The sequence below is a fragment of the Pedobacter sp. G11 genome (assembly GCF_003860265.1).
Classification (GTDB): Bacteria; Bacteroidota; Bacteroidia; order Sphingobacteriales; family Sphingobacteriaceae; genus Pedobacter; species Pedobacter agri.
The window spans coordinates 1,039,230-1,062,839 of sequence record NZ_CP034190.1; the positions used below are offsets into that span (position 1 = coordinate 1,039,230).

21 protein-coding genes are annotated in these 23,610 nt (G+C 37.3%); 15 read left to right on the forward strand and 6 right to left on the reverse strand.

Features of this window, described 5'->3' with window-relative positions; all coding sequences use genetic code 11:
- Positions 1-90: 90 nt before the first annotated feature.
- Both EA772_RS04530 and EA772_RS04535 read right to left on the reverse strand, forming a co-directional pair.
- A complete protein-coding gene (locus EA772_RS04530) occupies positions 91-2,532 on the reverse strand; it encodes an outer membrane beta-barrel protein (protein WP_168187479.1) in 2,442 nt (813 codons plus the stop codon).
- A 428-nt stretch (positions 2,533-2,960) separates the two neighbouring features.
- Positions 2,961-4,640, reverse strand: a complete 1,680-nt coding sequence (locus EA772_RS04535; RefSeq protein ID WP_124911439.1) for a Zn-dependent hydrolase — start codon at positions 4,638-4,640, stop codon at positions 2,961-2,963.
- Between the two features lie 109 nt (positions 4,641-4,749).
- Here EA772_RS04535 and EA772_RS04540 point away from each other — a divergent pair, with 109 nt between their 5' ends.
- Positions 4,750-5,586 (forward strand): N-acetylmuramoyl-L-alanine amidase, encoded by an 837-nt coding sequence (locus EA772_RS04540; protein WP_124911441.1) that lies wholly within the window; start codon positions 4,750-4,752, stop codon positions 5,584-5,586.
- Positions 5,587-5,627: 41 nt separating this feature from the next.
- Here EA772_RS04540 and EA772_RS04545 read toward each other — a convergent pair whose 3' ends face one another.
- Together EA772_RS04545 and EA772_RS04550 are read right to left on the reverse strand one after the other, a co-directional pair.
- Positions 5,628-7,883 carry a S41 family peptidase gene (locus EA772_RS04545; protein ID WP_124911443.1) on the reverse strand — a complete coding sequence of 752 codons (2,256 nt, stop codon included), beginning with the start codon at positions 7,881-7,883 and terminating at the stop codon, positions 5,628-5,630.
- Positions 7,884-8,029: 146 nt separating this feature from the next.
- Positions 8,030-9,685 (reverse strand): glutamine--tRNA ligase/YqeY domain fusion protein, encoded by a 1,656-nt coding sequence (locus EA772_RS04550; protein ID WP_124911445.1) that lies wholly within the window; start codon positions 9,683-9,685, stop codon positions 8,030-8,032.
- 116 nt (positions 9,686-9,801) lie between these two features.
- Between EA772_RS04550 and EA772_RS04555 the strand changes: the two genes are divergently transcribed.
- The 10 genes from EA772_RS04555 to EA772_RS04600 all read left to right on the forward strand — a co-directional run bounded on the left by EA772_RS04555 (position 9,802) and on the right by EA772_RS04600 (position 16,631).
- Positions 9,802-10,221, forward strand: coding sequence for a cobalamin B12-binding domain-containing protein (locus EA772_RS04555; RefSeq protein WP_010600553.1), 420 nt, complete (start codon positions 9,802-9,804; stop codon positions 10,219-10,221).
- Positions 10,222-10,224: 3 nt separating this feature from the next.
- Positions 10,225-11,004 (forward strand): enoyl-CoA hydratase/isomerase family protein, encoded by a 780-nt coding sequence (locus EA772_RS04560; RefSeq protein ID WP_124911447.1) that lies wholly within the window; start codon positions 10,225-10,227, stop codon positions 11,002-11,004.
- A gap of 163 nt (positions 11,005-11,167) precedes the next feature.
- Positions 11,168-12,574 carry a sigma-54 dependent transcriptional regulator gene (locus tag EA772_RS04565; RefSeq protein ID WP_010600555.1) on the forward strand — a complete coding sequence of 469 codons (1,407 nt, stop codon included), beginning with the start codon at positions 11,168-11,170 and terminating at the stop codon, positions 12,572-12,574.
- A gap of 69 nt (positions 12,575-12,643) precedes the next feature.
- Positions 12,644-13,693, forward strand: a complete 1,050-nt coding sequence (locus EA772_RS04570) for an AI-2E family transporter (RefSeq protein ID WP_116168960.1) — start codon at positions 12,644-12,646, stop codon at positions 13,691-13,693.
- Between the two features lie 71 nt (positions 13,694-13,764).
- Complete coding sequence (locus tag EA772_RS04575; RefSeq protein WP_124911449.1) at positions 13,765-14,031, forward strand: YtxH domain-containing protein; 267 nt, start codon at positions 13,765-13,767, stop codon at positions 14,029-14,031.
- A 52-nt stretch (positions 14,032-14,083) separates the two neighbouring features.
- Positions 14,084-14,464, forward strand: coding sequence for a phage holin family protein (locus EA772_RS04580; RefSeq protein WP_124911451.1), 381 nt, complete (start codon positions 14,084-14,086; stop codon positions 14,462-14,464).
- Positions 14,451-14,885, forward strand: a complete 435-nt coding sequence (locus EA772_RS04585) for a hypothetical protein (protein ID WP_124911453.1) — start codon at positions 14,451-14,453, stop codon at positions 14,883-14,885. The genes EA772_RS04580 and EA772_RS04585 overlap by 14 nt, the downstream gene beginning before the upstream one ends.
- A gap of 112 nt (positions 14,886-14,997) precedes the next feature.
- Positions 14,998-15,423 carry a lipocalin family protein gene (locus tag EA772_RS04590; RefSeq protein ID WP_124911455.1) on the forward strand — a complete coding sequence of 142 codons (426 nt, stop codon included), beginning with the start codon at positions 14,998-15,000 and terminating at the stop codon, positions 15,421-15,423.
- A 6-nt stretch (positions 15,424-15,429) separates the two neighbouring features.
- Positions 15,430-15,864: a low molecular weight protein-tyrosine-phosphatase gene (locus tag EA772_RS04595; RefSeq protein WP_029204207.1), complete on the forward strand. Its 435-nt coding sequence runs from the start codon at positions 15,430-15,432 to the stop codon at positions 15,862-15,864.
- Between the two features lie 32 nt (positions 15,865-15,896).
- Entirely contained in the window at positions 15,897-16,631 is a 735-nt protein-coding gene (locus EA772_RS04600; RefSeq protein WP_124911457.1) for a ThuA domain-containing protein, read from the forward strand.
- Positions 16,632-16,722: 91 nt separating this feature from the next.
- Here EA772_RS04600 and EA772_RS04605 read toward each other — a convergent pair whose 3' ends face one another.
- A complete protein-coding gene (locus tag EA772_RS04605) occupies positions 16,723-17,397 on the reverse strand; it encodes a hypothetical protein (RefSeq protein ID WP_124911459.1) in 675 nt (224 codons plus the stop codon).
- Between the two features lie 230 nt (positions 17,398-17,627).
- Between EA772_RS04605 and EA772_RS04610 the strand changes: the two genes are divergently transcribed.
- On the forward strand, positions 17,628-18,083 hold the full coding sequence (locus EA772_RS04610) for a PA2169 family four-helix-bundle protein (protein ID WP_029204518.1): 456 nt from the start codon (positions 17,628-17,630) through the stop codon (positions 18,081-18,083).
- A 75-nt stretch (positions 18,084-18,158) separates the two neighbouring features.
- Here EA772_RS04610 and cphA read toward each other — a convergent pair whose 3' ends face one another.
- Positions 18,159-20,774, reverse strand: coding sequence for a cyanophycin synthetase (cphA, locus tag EA772_RS04615; protein ID WP_029204519.1), 2,616 nt, complete (start codon positions 20,772-20,774; stop codon positions 18,159-18,161).
- A gap of 295 nt (positions 20,775-21,069) precedes the next feature.
- Here cphA and EA772_RS04620 point away from each other — a divergent pair, with 295 nt between their 5' ends.
- Genes EA772_RS04620 through EA772_RS04630 form a run of 3 tightly spaced genes read left to right on the forward strand, consistent with a single transcriptional unit; the run spans position 21,070 to position 23,558 of the window.
- Positions 21,070-21,945: a cyanophycinase gene (locus EA772_RS04620; RefSeq protein WP_010602958.1), complete on the forward strand. Its 876-nt coding sequence runs from the start codon at positions 21,070-21,072 to the stop codon at positions 21,943-21,945.
- 57 nt (positions 21,946-22,002) lie between these two features.
- Entirely contained in the window at positions 22,003-22,845 is an 843-nt protein-coding gene (locus EA772_RS04625; protein ID WP_124911461.1) for an isoaspartyl peptidase/L-asparaginase, read from the forward strand.
- 29 nt (positions 22,846-22,874) lie between these two features.
- On the forward strand, positions 22,875-23,558 hold the full coding sequence (locus EA772_RS04630; RefSeq protein WP_124911463.1) for a hypothetical protein: 684 nt from the start codon (positions 22,875-22,877) through the stop codon (positions 23,556-23,558).
- The last annotated feature ends 52 nt before the right edge of the window (positions 23,559-23,610 follow it).

Consider the following 23,610-nt stretch of genomic DNA (forward strand, 5'->3'; position numbering starts at 1 on the left):
TACTTTGTTTTCAAATTTAAGATGAAAGCATTCATCACATTCCACAAAAAAACCACCAATGGTTATTGGTGGCTTGAGATTTAACTTTAATTAATTTTTCATTCTTCCCTGCTCGGCTTCTAAACCGGTGCTCCTGTTGCGGGCAGGCTTAATTTCATTCTTACCAAAACGATAAGTAAAAGTTAAACTTACATACTGCCTGTCGTTAACACCGTATAATGTGTAATAAAGCCCAGGGAAAGCGCTGTTGATATTATTGATTTGCGTATTGAAAATGTCGTTTGCCGCAAGTTTTAAACTGGCTTTTTTATTCATTAGCGATTTGCTGATTCCAGCATCAAATCCATAACGCGTTCCAATTTCCATTACGCCAAAAGTAACCGGACTATCATAGCTAAAATTTAACTCTGCTGATAAGCCTGGCTGAATTTTAAAGCTATGTTGCGACTTAAACTGAAATGAGGTGCTCTTATTATCGAGCTTTTGTCCGGCAATATCTGGTGCTTTGAAACCAATGTGAAATAAATTCAGGTTGTTGTTGCTGCTCCACCATTTCGTTAAACTTACAGGCACATTAATCACCATCGAATAGGCATTTTGCGTAGCAATGTTCTGATTGGTTTGATACAAAGCCTGCTTCTCATTATCAGGCAAAATTACTTCTGTAATTACGTCAATCGTTCGGCTATAATTTAAGGTTACAGAATACTTCTTTTTAAGCAAATACGTAAACTCAAAATTATTCGTATACTGAGGATTTAAAAACGGATTGCCCTGGCTGTAAGTGTATTGATCAAGGAAATAAACAAAAGGATTTAGCGCATCATAGCTCGGGCGGTCAATCCGGCGACTATATGAAAGACTGATGTCGTTATTCTTATCCAAGGTTTGATTAACAAATACACTCGGAAAGAAATTTAAATACTCCCGCTCAATCACTTTATTGGTGGTAATCGAATTTCCTTTTGATGTAGTTTGCTCAGCCCGTAAACCCAACTGAATGCTGGTTTTTTTAAACTGCTTGTTAAAGTTCACGTAAGCTGCGTTTACATTTTCATCGTATACAAACTGATTGCTGAGCAATTGGTTGTTTTGCCAGTTGTTGTTTAAAAACTGCTCAGCGATTAAGTTATTATCTGTAGTTACCCAACTGCTTTTCAAGCCGGCCTCCAGTTTCATCTGCTTTTTTAGAGGAAGTGCGTAATCAATTTTGAAGGCTTTAATGTTGATGACAGATGGTGTAATATTTCTGGTAATCACCGTTGGTCGGATTATACTTCCATTATTAAAAAAGTAATCACTCACATAATCGGCATCATCGTTGCCTTTGTATCGCCCATAATCCAAGTCAATGGTCAATTCCTGTCCTGCACTATCCAAAACTGATTTATAGTTTAAGTTGTAAGACAAGTTGTTGTATTTATTCCTGATGACATTGTTGGCCAACACTGAAGAATCTTGTTGAGCAAACGATCCACCAATCCGGGTTCTGTTAACCGAAAATTCCTTATTGCTGCCTTCATAACCGGTTACTAAAACGCCTATTGTGTTGTTTTTATTAATGAAATAATCTACGCCAGCTTTAAAATTTTGCCCATGGTTTCGTTTACTAAAATCACTTCTTTGAGAGAAATACCGGTTGCTCGGCGATACTGTTGCAATCCTGTCAATCTCCATAAAGGTTTCCCGGTCTCGTTGATAATAGTTATAGTTCCCAAATAAATTCAGAGACTTTGTTCGGTGATTGATATTGCCACCGGCACTCGATCTGAACTTTGTACCACGACCAAAAGCACCTGTTAAACTTCCGTTGGTGCCGCCGCTTTTATTCTTTTTTGTTTTAATGTTGATGATTCCCGAATTTCCCGCAGCATCATATTTGGCTGATGGATTGGTAATCAATTCAATGGTTTCTATCTCCGAGCTTTGCATGCCCCGAAGTAAATTAGCCACATCGCCGCTGCTCATGTAAGTTTGTTTTCCATCTATCTGAATCAATACACCCTGTTTACCCTGCATCGAAATGTTATCGTTCTGATCTACATTTACACCAGGTGCTTTTTGCAATAATTCCAGCGCTGTTGATCCTGAAGCGATTGAACTGCTGGCCACATTCATTACCGTCCGGTCCATTTTACGTTCTACCAAAGGAACATTACCCGCAACGGTAACTTCTTTTAAACTCTGACTGGTTGGGCTCAGTTGAGCTGAACCAAAATCAATTTTCTGACTATCATCAAGTGTTACAACTTTACTTTTCAAGGTTTTATAACCCATGCTACTCGCCTTGTAAAAATAATTGCCTTTCGTATTCACCGTAAAACCAAAAGTCCCGGCTTGATCAGTAAATGCTGTTTTTACAATGCTGGAATCTGCCGCTTTGAAAAGCACAACGGTAACATAATCGGCTGGTTTTTTATTTTCATCCAGAATAATTCCGGTAATATTTGCTTTGGGAGTAGTTTGTGCTGTAACCTCAAAAGAAGTAAAAATGCTTAATATGATAAGAGATAATTTGTAAAAGGTTTTCATCTTTCCTGGTATAAATAGTTTAAAATTTGGGCAAAATAATCCCATAGCCACTTATTTAGCGCTTTTAAAATTTTGCCTTCTTATTTTAAAGTTTAGTTTGGAAACGAACGGTTTCCATTGTTTAGTTATGAATAAGACGATGGTTTTTCGGAAAGGTTACAGCAGGATGGAAAAAAGTGAAAACTTGGTATTTTGATAGAGCTTTTTATGACTAGGAAGGTGATGTCAGTGAAAAAAATGGCCAATGTGGTCCTGCCATTTACTACAATCTTTTAAAAGGTAACGTTTGAGGGATAACGAAGTCGTGTAACCTTTTAAAAGGATTTTCGTTTCTGTCAGGCTTATCGAACAAAAGGTCGTGCACAAAAAAACCGCAGACTAACAGAGCAATCTGCGAATCTGCGGCTATTTTATAATTGAAATAATTTCTATTTCACCCCTAAAACATCAACCCCCTGTTCAAAAACAACATCAACAGGAATGTTCTTTCTGGTCAATCTATCCAAATCTTTTTGAAGTTCTGCAGAAATAACAGCTTTCTCTTTTTGTGCTTTTTCTACAGCCACCTTATCACCATTACCTTGAAGGGTGATGATGAAAGCACTAAGCTCATTCATGGCTGTCGCAAATTTTTCAAAATTAACTTTGTAAGTCCCTTTGCTGGTACGTTCAAAAGCACCCTTCTCTTGAAAATAATTAAAACATTGCATGTTGGCTTTACCATGTGCTTCAGAAACTCCAAAACGAACAGAGCGTAAAATGCCAGCCATAAAAGTGGTATAGTAATCTTTAATATCGCCCGCTAACTCTCCTTTTTTCAAAAGCCCTGTAACCATATATAATCCCAAAACATCTGCTTTTCCTTCTTCCAGCCAGCTATATTGTTCTTTCAAAGCCTCGCGTACAAATCCTTTGCCGGTAATGGTTTTTTTAATCCCTAGTCCATGCGCTACTTCGTGAAACATCACATTGGCAAAAAAGGCATCGAACTTGATGTATTTCTGTTGGTCAGCATCAATTAGCTCTTTCGAAATGGGAACCAGAATTTTATCAAACTTGGCCTGCATCGCATTTTTTAGTTGAGACCTACGCGTGCCTTTTTCCTGTTGAATCTTCTCATCATTTGGCAAGTTAACCGCAATGGTTTTGGAACCTGCATTGCAATCTCCGGCATAATAAACCACATCATATGCGTTCAGTTCTGAATCCGTTCCCGGGGTTTCAGTTTTATATTTAGCCGCAACAGGTAGGTTTTTCTGCAATTCAGGAAGCATTTTAACATATTTCGCTAAACGCATGCTCCACTCCTTATCTTTAATCAACACATACGCCTCATAACTGGTGCGGGCATTAAAAAGTTTGTCTTCATAATTTTCAATCGGACCAATGATAATATCCAAACCATTGGTTTTCATATCCAACCAGGCGTAATCACTTGCAGTAAAATTATCGGTAACTAAAGCATCAGCCCTTAAATTCAGGTATTTTTTTAAACCAGCATCTTCAGCTATTAATGCAGCCTGCTTTAGTAATGAGCTTGCTCTTTGTAATTCTGCAGCAAATAAAACATGGTAAGGAACGGTCGTTAATTTACCTGCAGTATCCTTCTGAATAACCGAATAAGCACCAAACTTATCTGCTAAATCAGATTTTTCAATTTCTGCTTTTGTAATCCCGTAAGGATAAAATGAAGCGCCTTCTGGCTTGGCACCTACACCAGCAACAAAGGGTTTTTCATTATTCAATCGATCCCATGGACCGTAGTTAATGTTCACGAACTCACGGGTTTTCTCATCTTTAATGGTTGCCAACAAGCTATCGCGTTGCGGATAAGCCTGTTTCCAATACAAATCGTCCATAATTTCGGCAGCCTGTATTAGCAATGGCAAAATTTTTCTATCGTTAATGCTAAGTTGATTCAGGTTCGTGGTAAGCTTAACCTTCTCATAAATCGGCAAACGCTGTGCGACGTAATCAATTAAACTATCGGTTTGAACTGTTGCTTTATTATTATTTTCTGCTTTATCAGTATTGGTGCAGCCAGATAATAACCCTGCCGAGATAGCCAATGCAGATAAATATGAAAGGGGTTTGTATAGTTTCTTCATTATAAATGTATATCGCGACTAAATTAGTAAAATTTGAAGGCTTTGTATAAAGTTTGATGTAATGAATGAATTTAACCTAACTTTGTAATCCATCAACTAAAATCGAAACATGTTTTCAGTTAAAACCACTAGCCTTAAAGCTATATTATTATTGGGATCGGCCATTGTTATCTCTTCTTGCGGCTCGAGCAAATATGCAGCAACGGAAAAAATCTATAAAGAAAAAACTAAAGAGTTTGCAAAAATTATAACAAGCACACCCCCGGTTAGACAGCTTTATGACACTTTAAACCCAACAAACCAACAATGGATTGGTTCTGTAAATTTTGGGATACGCAAACCAAATTTCGTTATTCTGCACCATACCGCCCAGGATAGTTTGGCACAAACAGTTAAAACATTTCATTCTACCAGAGCAGGTACCAGTGCGCATTATGTGGTGAGCAGAGATGGAAAAGTGGTGCAAATGGTAAATGATTATTTACGATCGAACCATGCTGGAGTAAGTAAATGGGGTAAAGATACGGACCTGAATTCCTCCTCCATTGGGATAGAGTTAGATAATAATGGTACAACTGATATTTGGACGGATGCACAAATTAATAGTTTGATCAAATTATTAACCACGTTAAAAAAGAAATACAACATTCCAACGGCAAATTTTATCGGTCACTCTGATATTGCGCCAAAGCGTAAACCTGATCCAAATAAATTTCCGTGGAAAAAACTGGCATTAAAAGGCTTTGGTTTTTGGTATGATGATATCTTAAAAAATCCGCCTGCGAATTTTGACACTACAAATGCGCTGAAACTAATGGGCTATGATACCAGTGATATTGGCGCAACCATTACAGCTTTTAAACGACATTTTATCCAAACCGATATTACGCCAAAACTAACACCTGTTGATATTTTAGTTTTATATAATGTTTACACAAAATATTAAACAAACAACGCCCTTGAAAGATAATTCAAGGGCGTTGTTTGTTATTTAGAAGCTTCCGCAATTGCCCGCTCCAATATTTCATCTCTACCTTCCGTTATCCCTTTTATTGTTTGATTAACATAAATATTGGGAATAATGCCAACTCCATGATGCTGCGAACCATCATGTTTTAACACTTTCATCCCGGTGAACCACATGCTAAAACCACCAGGAAGGGTTATGGAGTTCACATTGCCGTTTGTGCCAGCAGTTGGTTGCCCAATAATTGTAGCCAGTTTGTAGTGTTCAATAAAACTCATGTAACTTTCTGCATAGCTGATTGCTTGGCCATCAGTCAGGAAAAATATTTTGGCATTTAAATGTGGAGACTTTGCTTTTAGTGGCCACCGCTCGTTTTGATAGGTAATTAATTTCTCCTGATCTGGATAGATAATTTGAGGAATCTGCATCCACTTAGATGAGGTATCATCACTTACCATCAGATATTCGATTAAACCAGTATTGTCAGTCGGGTAACCACGTAGGTCGCAAATAATAGCCTTGCTGCTTTTCAACAGCTCAATCGATTCATCAATCTTTTTCATCTTTGCATGACTAATACTGATGTAGGTAATATCGTTCCCTAATGATTTGATGGCTTCCTGTTTAAAAGCATCAGCGCTATAAGAAGATGAATGAATTTTTCGAGATGTACTTACTTGTTGCCCATTTGCAAGTACAATATTAAATGGCGAATCTTTTTCTCCTATTAAAGATTCAGTTTTTGCCCTGTGATTAAGGTAGCCAGGCGTAGCAGCAGAAATATGTTCGTATATATTCTGGAAATATTTTCGGGCATCCTGGCCATTTATTTTTTCAACAATATCGCCTTTTTTAAGCTTCAATGTAGAATCCATCACAGATTTGATCATCAACTTATTTTCGATCCAATCCCATGCAAATGGCGGATAGTATTGATTTTTATTCCCGGTATACCAAACACTTATATGCCCGTCCTTTAATTTTGCAGTCATCTTTTTCAAGATATTGGCATATTCCACATCAGAATTACTTTGGTAGCTTTCCGTTAGCGATTTTTCCAAATCAGCAGTCCAGTTAGTTTTGGCCACATCGAAATAGGGATAGAAATGTTGGAATATGTTCCATGTATTCGTAATATTTCCTATTCTCAAGTAAAGATTATTTACCGTTAATTTATCTCCCGATATTGAATTTATTGCAGATAATTGCTTGTTTACTTTTACACTATCCGTTAAGGGGAAAGTTTGGTTTTGAGTACCATAGAGTACAATTGGAACAAATATTTTTAAATTCTTACTAATTGGCTTCTCAACGTATTCACCAAACTTTGCATGCCGCTGAAAAGGTTTTATTTCCAGACTTTCGCTTTCAATGATCGCCGGACTGGCAACTTCAGCAAACTTGTTTTGTTGTTCTGTATTTACGGAAAAAACATATTTAGCATTTTCGACACTCGACCTACCTGTAGAACCTGAAATTGTTTTTGGCTCGCTGCCAACTGTTTCATCTTCAAAATCCCTATGGTAAATTTCTTTCCCATCCACTTTTAATATCAGGTCGTCTATAGCAAACTTCCCACGGTTAACCAAAAAAGCCCCAAGCAAGAGTTGCCTTGCGTCTTCATTAATTATGCCCTTAATTTCGAAATTTTGCCAGGTTTTGCTTTTGATTGGCCGACTATCCATATTCTCAAAAAATCCCATCTGCCCATTTTCTCTATCAACCCTTACCCAGAATTGTCCTTGCCCATCATCACTCAGCATTTTTCCTCTTCCTGATAAAACGAAGTTTTTTCCTGTAATGTCCTTGGCGGGTAATAGTGTGCTTAAATTGCCAAAACCTGTAAATTTATTTTTAAAAACAGTTTTTCTATTTGTTCTGGCGCTTTGATATAAGCTTCTTTTATCATTCAATAAACCAACGCCCAAATGCTGCCAGGTTATCTCTTGATAGCCATTTAAATTTTTCGGTTTCAGGTTAGCAGGAAAAACAATTTTTTCACTGCCGGGCACTATACTTACGCCGGGCATTAAAACCTTCGCCATTGCGTTTAAATTTTCTTTCAGCTCTTCATCTGTTTTGCATCGGTCTACCTGCTGAGCACCATAGATTGCGAATTTATCCCAGTCGAGTTTTGCCGCATCATCGCCTGGATAAAAATACCGTACGTAACCGTAAAATTTGGCAAAGGCCATTTGATTTTCAATTTGTCGCTGCGATTGGGCGAAACAAGCATATCCTAAAAATAGGAATAGGGCAGTTGAGATGGTTTTCATAGATAATGATTATTTAATGCAAGGTAATCAACTGCTATTAAAGCATTTGTTAAAAAATGCTAAACCTTCTTCCAAAACCTTTAACACAAAAAAAACACGGATGAACATAAATTCATCCGTGTTTATCTATTGCTAATCAGTGCCGTTTAATTTGGTTTCTTAAACGTATCTTTCAATGTAACCGTCCTGTTGAAAACCAATTTATCGGTTGTGGAATCTTTATCTAAACAGAAATAACCTTTGCGAATAAACTGATAACGACTATCTAAATCTGCATCTGTTAAAGCAGGTTCAATGTAAGCGTTTGGTAGGATAGTTAAACTTTCAGGGTTTAGGTAATCCTTAAAATCGCCTTCTTCAGCATCTGGTGTTTCTGATGTAAATAGACGATCGTATAAACGAATTTCAGCAGTTTTTGCATGTTGTGCACTCACCCAATGGATGGTTCCTTTCACATTTATGCCGCTGGTGTCATTTCCACTTTTTGATTCGGGGATGTAAGTACAATGAATTTCGGTTACGTTGCCGTTTTCGTCTTTTACAAAATCCTCACATTTTACAATGTAAGCAAACTTTAAACGAACCATTGCGCCAGGTGCCAAACGGAACCATTTCTTCGCCGGAACTTCCATGAAGTCTTCACGCTCAATCCATAGTTCGTTGCTGAAAGGAATTACACGAGTACCGCCACCATCTTCTGCTTCAGGATTATTTTCACCAATTAAATTCTCCGTTCCTTTTTCATAGTTGGTGATGATCAATTTAATTGGATCCAAAACCGCCATCACACGATTTGCTGATTTGTTCAAATCCTCACGGATACAGAATTCCAATAAACTCAATTCTATAAGGTTTTCGCGTTTGGCAATACCAATTCGCTCACAAAACTCGCGGACACTTTTTGGAGTAAAACCTCTTCTGCGCAAACCTGAAATAGTAGGCATGCGTGGATCATCCCAGCCGCTCACCAGGTTTTCATTCACCAATTGCAACAACTTCCGTTTACTCATTACGGTTGAAGTAAGATTTAAACGGGCAAATTCATATTGCTTAGAAGGAAAAATTTCCAACTGCTCAATAAACCAGTCATACAATTCCCGGTGTGAAACATACTCTAACGTACAAATAGAGTGTGTGATATTTTCGATGCTATCGCTTTGTCCGTGGGCAAAATCATACATTGGGTAGATGCACCATTTGTTGCCTGTACGATGGTGTTCTGCATGTTTAATACGATAAATAATCGGATCACGCATCAACATATTTGGACTGGCCATATCGATTTTAGCCCGTAAAATATAGGCGCCATCAGCAAATTCACCATTTTTCATTCTGGTGAAAATGTTTAAATTTTCTTCCACACTGCGGTTGCGGTATGGGCTATCCTGACCAGGTTCTGTTGGCGTACCTTTTAAAGCTGCAATTTCATCTGCAGAACTTTCATCTACATAAGCCAGACCTTTTTCGATCAGTTTTACGGCAAAAGAATACAATTCATCAAAATAATCTGACGCATATAATTCGTTTTTCCAGTTAAAACCCAACCATTTAATATCTTCTTGCTGGCTGTTAACATATTCTGTTTTCTCTGTTACCGGATTGGTATCATCAAAACGCAGATTGGTGTAGCCGCCGTATTTCTGTGTTAGTCCGAAGTTTAAGCATATTGCTTTTGCGTGGCCAATGTGTAGGTAACCATTAGGTTCTGGCGGAAAACGCGTAACCAAGGTTTCATACTTACCACTATTTAAGTCGTTCTCAACAATTTCTTCAATAAAGTTCAATGACTTTTCTTCACTCATAAAAACCTGTAAATTAGGAATGCAAATGTAAAAATATTAGTGCAATTCTGGTTGTTTTGCCTAATGATTAATTTGAGCATCAAAATCAATACATTTACATCAACTTAATATTCATTATGAGCAAAGTATTAAACCGGCCAATACGTGTTTTGGTGGCGAAAGTTGGCCTGGATGGCCATGATCGAGGCGCCAAAGTGATTGCCACTTCCCTTCGAGATGCGGGTATGGAAGTTATTTATACCGGCCTTCGCCAAACCCCAGAAATGGTAGTAAATACAGCCTTGCAGGAGGATGTGGATGCTATCGGAATTTCCATCTTATCAGGTGCGCATATGACGGTTTTTCCCAAAATCATTCATTTTATGAAAGAAAAACAGCTCGATGATGTGTTATTAACCGGTGGAGGAATTATTCCGGAGGCAGACCGGATTAAACTTGCAGCATTAGGTGTTGGTGAATTATTTCCGCCCGGAACAACCATGGCGAGCATTGTAGATTATATTCAGAATTGGGTTGCACAAAACAGAAATTTTTAAATTATGGCATATCAGAATTTATTATCAGAAGTAAAGGATAACATTTTATACATCGTTATAAACCGAGAGAAGGCATTAAATGCACTAAATAAAGAAACACTTCAGGAACTTGCAGACGTTATTGCATTTGCAGAAAAGAACGAAGAAGTTAGAGGCGTAATTCTAATCGGCGCCGGAGAAAAAGCATTTGTAGCAGGAGCAGATATTAAGGAATTTTCTAACTACAACGGAACGCAGGGAGAGGAACTTGCCAGAAAAGGCCAGGAAAATGTTTTCAACGCAATAGAAAATTCATCGAAACTCTTTATAGCTGCCATAAATGGCTTCGCGTTAGGCGGAGGATTAGAACTTGCCATGGCCTGCCATATCCGAATTGCGGCAGACAATGCTAAACTAGGCTTACCAGAGGTTACATTAGGCTTGATTCCCGGCTACGGAGGTACGCAGCGTTTGACACAACTTGTTGGCAAAGGTAAAGCAATCGAACTTATCACTACCGCAAACGCAATTTCAGCAGTCGAAGCTGAAAAAATCGGATTGGTTAATTATACGGTACCCCAAGCAGATTTAATCAATAAAGCCAGAGAAATTTTAGATATCGTGAAACAGAGAGCACCACTGGCTATTAGCGCAGCCATTCAAGCAGTAAACGCATCAATAAACACTGATCATGGCTTTGAAACTGAGATCAAGGCTTTTGGCAAATGCTTTGAAACTGATGATTTTAAAGAAGGCGTAAACGCTTTTATGGAAAAACGGTCAGCGAAATTTTCCGGAAAGTGATAATAAAGTCTAATTAATTCTATATCCGAAAAAAATAAGTGTAGAAAAAATTTCCCATTTTCAAAAAATTTGAGTAATTATGCGCTGTCTATATAACTCTCTAAAAAGTGCATTATCTTGTTGATTTAAGGGATTCTATAGTTTATTTAATAGGTTATTCTGAATGAAAAAGAAGATTCTCATAGTCGACGATGAGGTAAACATCGGTTTATTGCTTTCAAAATTTCTAACAAGGAATGGTTTTGAAGTGGCAAACGCTATTACTGGCTCCTCAGCTTTAGACATCATGTCAAACGAAACCTTTGATTTGATCTTGTGCGATTATAGATTAGATGATACCGATGGCCGGGAAATATTAATTAAGGTAAAAGAAAACTATCCTACAACCGGAGTAATTATTATTACGGGTTATTCAGACATCAAGCTAGCTGTAGAATTAATCAAGTTAGGGGCTTACGATTACATTACCAAGCCATTATACCCTGATGAAATTCTAAATACCATTAACAAGGCACTGGAAACACAAAGGGCTTTAAATGAAAATAAAGGGTCTTCAAGCAAAAGAAATGAAACTGATTCTGAATATGTAAACTTTACGGAATACATTGATGGCAATAGTGAGGTCTCAGCTACGCTTTTGAAACAGATACAGTTAATTGCACCAACATCTTACAGTATTATCTTAACAGGAAAAAGTGGTACCGGGAAAGAGTGTGTAGCCAAAACGATTCACCTCAATAGCTTAAGAAAAGATAAGCCATTTATTGCGATGGATTGTGGTTCGTTAACCAAAGAACTCGCGGGAAGTGAATTTTTCGGTCATGAGAAAGGCTCTTTTACAGGTGCGCTTTATACAAAAATAGGTCACTTTGAACAGGCAAATGGAGGTACTCTGTTTTTGGATGAAATTGGAAACCTTTCTTACGAAATACAGGCTACATTACTTAGAACTGTTCAGGAACGCAAAGTTAAACGTATTGGCAGTACGAAAGAGATTGATTTAGATGTTCGCATTATTGTAGCCACAAACGAAAACCTGGTGGATAATATTGGAAAAGGTACCTTTAGAGAAGATTTGTATCACCGCTTTAATGAATTTTCAATCCACCTTCCATCATTAAAAAAGCGTGGAAATGATATTCTCATTTTTGCAGATAAGTTTTTAGCCGTGGCTAACCAGGAATTAAATAAAAACATCAGAGGCTTCTCTGATGGTGTTAAAAATTGTTTTTTAAACTATAGCTGGCCAGGAAATGTTCGGGAGTTAAAAAACGTAATCAGACGAGTTGCATTACTAACAGACGGAAATTTGATTCAGGTTGATGTGTTGCCTCTGGAGTTATCAAATTATATTAAAGATTTCGACAATGAGGAATCTTTAAAGCAAATGAAGCCCAAAGCAATCGATAAACCAAAAGACTTGAAAAATGCCGCTCAGGAAGCAGAGTACGACACTATCTTACGGGTATTGAAAGAAGTTAATTTCAATAAAACAAAAGCAGCTCAGATTTTAAAAATTGATAGAAAGACGCTTTATAATAAGATCAAAGCTATTAAATTCGACGAGTAGCAATATTTTCGGCAACTAAGAAAACAAAAGCATACGTTTTAATATTAAAAGAATACCAAACATCTATTTATGTCGGTATTCTCGTACAAACAGCGTAATAATATTAATCTGCTTATTATAATAGCACTTGGGCTATTAATTGCCTATTCATTACAGGGAATCTTTAGTGCCATTTTGAGTACGCTTGTGCTTTACACCATTATGCGGCCTGCTTATATCCATTTAGCTGAAATAAAAGGCTGGAACAGGAGACTTGTTGCTGTTTTGTTAATTACAATAAGCATTGTATTAATTGTGCTGCCGTTTTATGCGCTAAGCAGCATGGTGATCAGTAAAATATCAGAGCTTAAAAACAACGAAATTTTCTTTAAAAATCTACTGGTTAAACTTCAACACCTGGTTCCATTTAAAATTAATCAAGATCTTATCCAGGATGGATTAAACAGGGTAGGCAGCTGGGCAACAGATTTATTTCCTTCATTAATTTCCAGTGCGGTAAATATTATACTGAGCCTGCTGGTGATGTACTTTTTACTATACTTTATGCTCATCGAACGTAAGGTATTCGAACGGTCACTAATAAAATATGCTCCGCTGAGAGAACAAAATGCGCTTCGTTTTGGGGATGAAATGCGGAATACCACCTATGCAAATGTACTCGGCCAGGGACTGATTTGCCTGGTCCAAGGATCTTTGGTGAGTTTATCTTTTTATGTTTTAGGATATAAAGACCCGGTGTTTTGGGGTATAATTACAACATTCATTTCCTTTGTTCCTATCCTGGGCCCTCCAGTAGTGTTTGTGCCGGCTGCAATTTTGCAAATAGCAAATGGAAATAATTTTGCAGGGTGGGCAATGTTAATTTTTGGTTTCGTGGTGATTATTAATATTGATAACGTATTAAGATTTATCATTGCGAAAAAAGTTGGCAACATACATCCTATAATTACGGTAATTGGCGTAATTATTGGTATTCCTTTATTCGGAATTTTGGGTCTTGTTTTTGGCCCATTACTCTTATCTTATTTTATTTTGCTTGTTAAAATTTATGAAACCAGCACGCTGGCGTCAGAAAGATTGGAAAGAATTAAAACAAATAACGAGCATAACGAGTTATAATTTATAGCTTAACAATAAAATAATATAGTAGTTCTTATATTGTGAATGTTAAACCCTTAAAATACATTATTATGAATGATAACTCAAAAGTTGTAGTTGCTCTATTAGCAGGCTTAGCTGCTGGTGCCGCTTTAGGTATTTTATTTGCACCAGATAAAGGTGAAGAAACACGCGACAAATTAAGTCAGTCTCTAAAAGATTTAGGCGATTCTATTAAGGATAAAGCAGCAGACGAAATCAATAACCTATCAAGTTTGAAAGATAACGTTGTAAGCTCTATCAAAACTAAATTGAGAAGTGTTGAAGAAGAATACAGTGATGACGTTGAGCACGCTTAAAAATAAATTATAACTGAGCACCTTAACGTGCTCAGTTAAACCCATCTAAACTATGCAAGAAAATAAAGATAAAAGTATTGAAGATCTTGTTGAAGACGCCAAAGGTTTTTTGGAAGCAAGAATCGAATATACAAGACTTTACCTTGTAGAAAAGGTATCCAAAATATTTGCGGATCTAGTTACCAATACTGCCGTTATAGTATGTTTTATATTGGCTTTTTTATTTGGTAGTGTAACGTTAGCACTATTTCTATCAGATGTTTTAGGTAGTTATACCAGAGGTTTTGGTTGCGTTTCGGGAATTTACCTTTTACTTGCTGTTATCGTTTATCTTACAAAGGATAAATACATTGAGAAGGCAATTATAAACGTAGCAATTAGAAAATATTTCGACAAACTTGCAGATAAGGAGGAAGAAGATGAGAAAATATAACATCAGAACTCTCGAAGATTTGAAAGCCGCAAAATTAGAGCTGAAAGTAGAATATACCCTGAAACAAAACATGCTCAAAAGTGACGGAAAATCATTTATGAAGCAATTTACTTTGGGTGCGTTGATTAAAAAATATGCTACGCCAAATAACCTGTTTAAGGCAGATGAAAAGTTAAACATCAGCGGTACAGCAATGTCATTGCTTTTACCAATGGTTATGAATAAAACACTTTTCAGAGGAGCTGGCTTTTTAACAAAAGCGGCCGTTGGTTTGGTATCAGGTAAAGTTGGTAAATCGCTTGATGCAGAACATCTTTCAGCAATTTTTAATTCAGTAAAAGGCTGGTTTGGAAAAAAGAAAGACCAAAAAGCAAAGAAATTTGTAGATTATGGCATTCCCCCAGACAGTGAAACTTATTAAGTATTTATAAAGCCTCTTATATTAAATATGGAGGCTTTTCTTTTAATGAAGATTTTATAATTTTACTTGTAGCGAAATTATGATTTCAGCCGTTTTCATAAAAAAGATATCAATGAAAAATCTATTATTAATACTCGCCATCTGTTTAACACTTTCTTGCAAAAAGGATTTAGACAAAAAACTTACAACAAATAACTGGAACATTGAGTCGGCCAAAATTAATCCGGCCATGACTATTGGAACAAAATCAAGCACCAACTATTTGGAACTCATGGGTCCTGCGAGTTGTGCAGCCACAACAACATTAACCTTTTCGGAAGATGGCATCTTTACATCAAGCGCAAATGGTGCCTTATGCGATAGGTTTTACGACCCGAAGGCTGCACCTGCAACCTGGTCACGTGAGGGAAACCAAATAATAATTTCTTCTATGTCAGGCTCGCCATATACAATTAAAGGAAATAAACTCACTCATACGACAACTTTTACATCTGGAGGCACAACCTACACATTGGTGCAGGTATATAAAGCAAAATAATACAAATTGAAAATTTTAATGGTTTGCCTTGGCAACATCTGTCGCTCTCCATTGGCAGAGGGCATGATGCGTCATCTTGTTAAACAAGAAAATCTGAATTGGGAAATTGCATCTGCCGGTACTGGAAATTGGCATATTGGAAAAGCCCCGGATCATAGAAGTATAGCTGCAGCTAAGGCTTTAGGTTATGATATTAGCCAGCAAAGGGCGCAGCAGTTCAATCAATTGATGTTTTCGAGATTCGATCTTATTTTAGTGATGGATCGAAACAACTTAACTGCTGTGAAACAGCTAGCTAAAACAGCTGAAGAGCGAGAAAAAGTTAAGCTTTTTTTAGATGATGATGAAGTAACGGATCCCTACTGGGACAATCACTTATTTCAGCCAGTTTGTAAACAAATTGAAGATAGATGCAAGGAAATTATCAAACAACTTTCGTAAGTTAGTGACCATTACCAAACCACTAACCAATAATGAAGAAATTACTTTTCTTTTGCACAATTTTTACAGCATTTATAACCTTTCAAAGTAATATCATCTTAAAGAAAGTTCCGCGAGTTTTGGTTTTCTCAAAAACTAAAGGTTTCAGACATAATTCTATCGAGGCAGGGAAAACAGCGCTCGTTAAAATGGGAAAAGAAAAAAACTTTGTTGTAGATACGACTGAGAATGCAGCTCTTTTCACCAGCGATCTTTTGAAAAAATATGCTGCTGTAGTTTTTCTAAACACAACCGGTGATGTTTTAGATAATCAACAACAAACCGCATTTGAAAATTATATTAAAAACGGAGGCGGCTACGTGGGTGTACATGCAGCTACTGATACGGAATACGATTGGCCTTGGTACGGAAAATTAGCTGGTGCATACTTTATTAGTCATCCAGTTGTACAGGAAGCCCGATTCATTGTACAAGATAAAAAACATCCATCAACAAAGTTCCTTACTGACTCTGTTTGGATACACAAAGACGAGTTATACAATTTTAAAGATATTAATCCTGATATCAATGTGTTGTTAACCATCGATGAAAAATCATACGATGGGGGTAAAAATGGAACTTTCCACCCCTTTAGCTGGTATCATGATTATGATGGAGGTAGGGCATTTTATACATCAATGGGCCACATGAAAGAAACCTGGACAGATGAAATGTTTTTGAAACACCTTTATGGCGGTATTACTTACGCAATAGGACAGAAAAAGTAACGACTATATTTCAATGTGCAATGAATTTGCAGTCATCAACATATTGAACAAGCGATAAAATCAAGACAGTACATAAATTGGAAGAAAAACATTATCGATCAATCATTTTATGATTAACCAGGTAAATGTAATTCAGCATACAAAAAGCAGCCACTGCGCCAAACGTGTGCCATAAAAAGTGGGTGCCGATTTCTAAAATTTCCCATTTATCAGCGATACGAAAGGTTAAGGCAAAGATAAAAGCCAATAATGCAAAGCCCACCCATTTTCCGTTACGCCATTCTGTTTTCATGAGATAGCCAAAAACCGGGAACAATACCAATGCGGCCATAAAGGCGTAGTTGATGTTAATGAAAATCTGAAAATCGCCGTTTGAAAAAAGCCGTCTGACATAGAATTGAAAGAAAGCATAAACTACAACGATTAGAACAGCATAATACCACTTGGTTAATTTAGCTAAAAAGTAAACTCCTGCAGAAAGGCAAAGCAACATGATGGGCATCCAATCCATCATAATAAATATTGGCCATCGTCGCAAACCGTGATAGGTTGTTCCGCCAATTCCTCCGATATAAAGAAGCACCAACGCTACACTTAAAAATGGGTGTTTTTTATAGTTTCCCCATAATTTAAATGTCCAGTAAACTGCAATCATTAAAAAGAAAAAACTGGTGATGGTATTTAATGGCTCTGGAAATAAATTATCCAAATTTGTTTCTGTGTAGGTAGTTCCACCATCAGGCGGATTCTGTTTAAAAGCGTTCATATCGGTAGATATTTTGATTGTGCAATCTGCATTTATAAAACAAAAACACAGTAAAAAAGAGCATGTATTTTGAGTAAAAAATTTGCGACTTTGCCCTAACAGTATGAAAACATCATGATAATCTCCACATAACTTTTCTAACGATTCACAATAAATCATCTATTATAAAAAATGACAAACCTTTTCATCTGCCTTCATGTTGGAATAATAACATCAAAACTTATAAAAACATGAAAACTACAACAGCAATAGCAGAGGTTTTAAACGACCTGGTTCAAATTAATAATGACCGTATTGAAGGTTACGAAAAAGCACGTAAAGAATTAAAAGATGGCGATGCAGATTTAAAATCGTTATTCTTAAATATGATTGAAGAAAGCCAAAAATATAAAATGGCTTTAGCAACTGAGGTTGCGGCTTCGGGTGAAGATATTGAAACTGGTACCACTACATCCGGTAAAATTTACAGAGGCTGGATGGATGTAAAAGCTTTATTTACTGGTCACGATCGTCAAACGGTATTAAACAACTGCGAGTTTGGAGAAGATGCTGCACAAAATGCTTATAAAATGGCTTTGGAAGAAGAAGATTTACCTTCAAACATCAGAGAACTCATTGCTGATCAAAAAGCATCATTAAGAGTATCGCATGATGAGATTAAAAGATTACGTGATTCACAAGCTTAAGACTAGCCTTGGTTGAAATAAAAAATGCTCCTGATAAAATTTATCAGGAGCATTTTTTTTTATTTAACGGGTATTTTATGATTCCAGTTCTCGATCTAAATGCTCGGTAACACGTTGAATGGTATTATCAATTGTATTACTCAGAATTGTTAAATAAGAGCCTTTTTTCGCATTGTCGATTGCATCTTGCAAACAAGCGGTACTTTTATTATTGATAATGATTTCTTTATTAGGATCCACTTCTTTAATACCACTTACCAAAAGATCGATCAGTTCCTGCTGATCGCGGCCACGTAAATATTTTTCCTGACAAATATAAATTTTATCAAACATTTGAGCGGAAATCCGGGCTGTTTCCCTAATGTCTTCATCTCTTCTATCACCAGTTCCAGAAATAATCCCAACGTGTTCGGTAGATTCAACGCTGGCAAGGTAAGCCTTCACACCGTTAAAACCGTCAGGGTTATGCGCAAAGTCAACTAACACTTTAAAGTCTTTGAATCTGAAAACATTCATTCTTCCCGGGGTATGTGCTGCAGAAGGGATAAATGTTTCTAATGATAAACGAATATCTTCTGGTTTGTATCCCCATAAATAGGCGGCCAGTGTAGCTGCTAAAACATTCTGAATCATGAAATTTACTGATCCACCGAAGGTTAAAGGAATATGTGTCGCCTTATCAACCCTTAATTTCCAATCACCAGTTTTAATGGTGATGAACCCATTTTCATAAATGGCAGCAATTCCCCCTTTTTTGCAATGGTCTTTAATCACCGGATTATTTTCATCCATACTAAAATAAGCCACATTACAACGGGCATCACGGGCAATTTTTACACAGTAACCGTTGTCGGCATTTAAAACCGCCCAGCCCTTTCTTCGCACAGCGCCAATTACTACGGCCTTTACACGCGTTAAATCATCTAAATTATGAATATCAGAAATACCTAAGTGATCTTCCTGAATGTTTGTAACTACTCCTATATCGCAGGCATTGAAACCTAAACCCGCCCTTAAAATACCTCCACGGGCAGTTTCTAATACCGCAAACTCAACCGTCGGATCTTTAAGAATAAATTCGGCACTTACCGGACCAGTTGTATCGCCTTTCATTAACATGGTATTGTGAACATATACACCATCACTGGTGGTAAAGCCTACACGTTTCCCATTACTGCGAATGATGTGGGCAATTAATCGTGTGGTAGTTGTTTTCCCGTTTGTTCCGGTTACGGCGATGATTGGAATTTGCGATAACCTGCCTTGTGGGTATAACATATCCACCACTGAAGCGGCAACATTTCGAGGTAAGCCTTCGCTTGGCGCCAGGTGCATCCTGAAACCTGGGGCTGCATTAACCTCTAAAACTACCCCACCATTTTCTGTAAGTGGCTGGGTAAGATTTTGCGCCATAATATCTATACCGCAAATATCTAAGCCAATTACTCTTGAAATTCGCTCACAAATAAAAATATTTTGTGGGTGAACAATGTCGGTAACATCAATTGATGTTCCGCCGGTACTTAAATTTGCCGTAGATTTTAAATAGACAATCTCCCCTTTTTCTGGAATGGTTTCCAGCGTATATTCTTTTTTTGCTAACAAATCCAAGGTATCACGATCAACAGAAATTTCAGTCAGCACATTTTCATGTCCGTAGCCGCGACGTGGATCTTCATTTTCCTTATCAATTAATTCCTGAATAGTATGAATGCCGTTTCCCATTACATGCGCAGGATCACGTTGTGCCGCTGCAACCACTTTATGATCGATCACAAGTACACGAAAATCGTATCCGGTAATAAATTTTTCAATAATCACCCTACGCGAGTAGGTTTTTGCATATTCGAAAGCTGCCTTTGCAGCTTCCATTGTTTTCACATTAATTGTTGCACCTTTTCCATGATTTCCATCTAAGGGCTTAAATACCAATGGAAAACCAACTTTATTAACTGACGCCTCTAAATCATCAGGATTGGAAATGGTAACACCCGAAGCAACCGGAATGGCTGCCTCTGTTAACAAACGTTTTGTTTCCTCTTTATTACTGGCAATATCAACGGCAATGCTGCTGGTTTTTTCAGTCATTGTGGCTCTAAAACGAACCTGGTTTTTACCATAACCTAACTGCACTAATGAGCTTTTATTTAATCTGATCCAAGGAATATTTCTGCTTACCGCCTCCTGCACGATTGATCCCGTGCTTGGACCCAAAGCTTCCAATTCTCGGATTTCTTTCATTCTTCTGATGTCGTGCTCTAAATCATACTCCTGATTTTCAATCAAAGCTTCAGCAATGCGAACTGCTGCTTCTGCGGCATAAACACCAACTTTTTCTTCCAGATAACTGAACACCACGTTATAAATGCCTTCGGTTTTGGTTTGTCGCGTACGTCCAAACCCGGTTTCCATCCCGGCGATCGTCTGGATTTCCAAAGCAATATGTTCAATAACGTGCCCCATCCAGGTACCTTCTTTTACACGAGTGAAGAAACCACCTTCAACACCTTTAGAACAACGGTGTGTGAACATGCTCGGTAAAAGTTTTTCAATGCGCTCGCTAAAACCTTCAATGGTATTGGTTGGGCGTTGCTCCATATCCTCTAAATCCAGGCGCATTTGAATTAATTTTTTGCGACTTATCGACCAGATATTTGGCCCTCTTAGTACTTGTATGTTTGATATCTTCATGTAATATTTTGTCGTTTTTAGTGTTAAACAAGCGTTGGGATGGCCTTTTAAATCAGTTTTTAAAGAATGAAATTAATGAATGTAAATTATACATTTATTTTGAAAAGTGACATCACAAATAGCTAAATCAAAATAAAAGGGTATTTGTTTTAGTATCAGCCCTTAGAATACAGGATTTTATTAATAATTATTTTAACGATTGTTAATAATTGCGTAATTATTGACAAAAAAAGTCGTGTTTTTTATCTTAAGCTGATATATTTGGGCTTTTTGATACAATAATAATACACAAAGAATGGTTCCAAAGGGCAAACTTATCATCATTGGTGGAGCAATAAACACAGGCAGCTTTGCTGAAACGCAATTTGGGTTGCCTGAAAACATGAATTTTTTTGAGCGTGGGATTTTAAAAAGAATCACAACAGAGTCGGTAAGAGACATCGAATCACGTTTTGAAATCATTACAACAGCTTCTTTAATGCCTGAAAAAGTAGGAGAAGAATATATCAAAGCTTATGCGCAGTTAGATGTACATAATCTTGGTGTGCTTAATATCACCAATCGTGAGGAAGCGAATTCTGAAGAAAACTGCGCTAGAATAGCTGCTGCTGAAGTAATTATATTTACCGGCGGAGATCAATTGCGTTTATCATCCATTTTTGGCGGAACAAAGATCCATCAGATTTTATTAGAGAAATACAAAAATGAGCCTGTGGTTATTGCCGGAACATCTGCCGGCGCAGCTGCAAGCTCAAAAAACATGATTTACCAGGGCAGTAGTAAGGATGCTTTACTTAAAGGTGAGGTTAAAATTACTGGTGGATTAGGGTTCATCGATGATGTGATTGTAGATACACACTTCGTTCAACGCGGAAGAATTGGCCGTTTGTTATATGCAGCGGCAAGTAACCCAGGCATTTTAGGAATTGGCTTAGGTGAAGATACCGGTTTATTTATTTCTGATGGACATGTAATGGAAGCCATCGGATCTGGAATGGTAATTTTAGTTGATGGCCGACAAATGGCCGATACTAACCTTACCGACGTGGAAATGGGGCAGCCCGTATCCATTAAAAACATGGTAGTGCATGTAATGTGCGATGGAGATGTTTATGATTTAACAGATCACAGTTTGGTTATTCACCATCCAAAAGTTGTTCCGATAGGATAAAAAATCAGTTTTTAGTTAAGTGTTTAAGTCTTACTATTACTGAAAATCTTAATATTAATGAAACTAATTATACATGGTGGCTTTTTCAGCGAGTCATCAACAAACCAGGAAACAAAAAAAGCAAAGCAAGATGCTTTAGCTGAAATTGTTACCCTCGGATATGACTATCTAAAAACACATACGGCATTGGAAACGGTGGTTTATACCGTTGCGCTATTGGAAGATAATGAACTTTTCAATGCCGGGATGGGTTCACAAATTCAAAGCGATGGAAAAGTGCGTTTAAGCGCATCGCTGATGGATGGTAAAACTGAAAAATTTAGTGGTGTGATCAATGTGGAAGATATTAAGAACCCCATTGAGGTTGCTAAAGATTTAATTAGCTACGACGACCGCGTGTTAAGTGGCGAAGGTGCACAAAACTTCGCCCGGAAAAATGGTCATGCGTTTTTTAACCCAATAACTGCTCAACGACAATCAGAATACGAAGCAAAATTAAATCAAAGTAATAATAAAGGAACTGTAGGTTGTGTTGCTTTGGATGATGAAGGTAACCTCGCTGCTGCAACCTCAACAGGTGGCAAAGGCTTTGAGATTCCTTGTCGAGTAAGCGATTCCGCTACAGCTGCCGGCAATTACGCCAACCAATATGCAGGTATTTCCTGCACAGGCGTCGGCGAAGATATTGTAAGCAATGCCACAGCTGCAAAAATAGTAACGCGTGTTACCGATGGATTTTCGTTGAAAGAGGCTTGCGATAAAACTTTTACAGAATTAAAAGCCTTTGATGGTTTTGCTGGCGTTGTTGGCATCTCATCTACAGGCGAAATTTATCACTGCGATTCACATCCATATATGGTCTGGGCATCTTTCGACGTTAATTTACAGGTATTTAGCTAAAATTGAATATAAAGTATTATTTTTGTTGCATGTCCAAATATGTATTGGCTTTCGTAAGCCTGTTTGCCTCATTTCAACTGCAAGCTCAAAATATTGATAAAGCTGATTTCCAGGAGCCAAACGGGGGAAGTGCGATTACAATTTCGGTTTCAAAGTTCGATCTGGAAGAGGGAAATTCATTTTTTGAAGATGCCGAAGATTTAGAAAAGAAAGGTGATTTCAACGAGGCGCTTACCCTCTTTGGTAAGGCAGCTTTTGAATATAATGCTGCAAAAAACTTTAACAAATACGGACAGGCCATTATTAAAATGAGTAACATGCATTATCAGTTGGGCCGCTACAGTGATGCCGAACAAATCTTACTCAATGTTGCGCTTAAAAACTATTCAAAAATGGGTAGCAGGAGTGGCTTAATGAATACCTACAGTTTGTTAGGAAAAGTATATCTGGCCAATAATAAATCTACTCAATCCATGTGGTTTTATACCCAGCAAGGCATTTTGGCAAAACAACTTAAAAGCAACAATTCATATATCGAATCTATTTTGGGTATCGTTCAGGTAAAAATTAAAAAGAAAGATTTTACCCTGGCATTGAGAGATTTGAAAACCGCTGAATGGCTGGCTAGTTCAATTAAATCGACACAGTACAAGGGCCAAATAAATGATGCCCGTGAAGCTATCGCGAATAAAACATCTCTAAAAAAATCTTAAAAAAGGATTTACAATTAAATTTGCGCTATCTATTAAGTACTAAATAATGTAA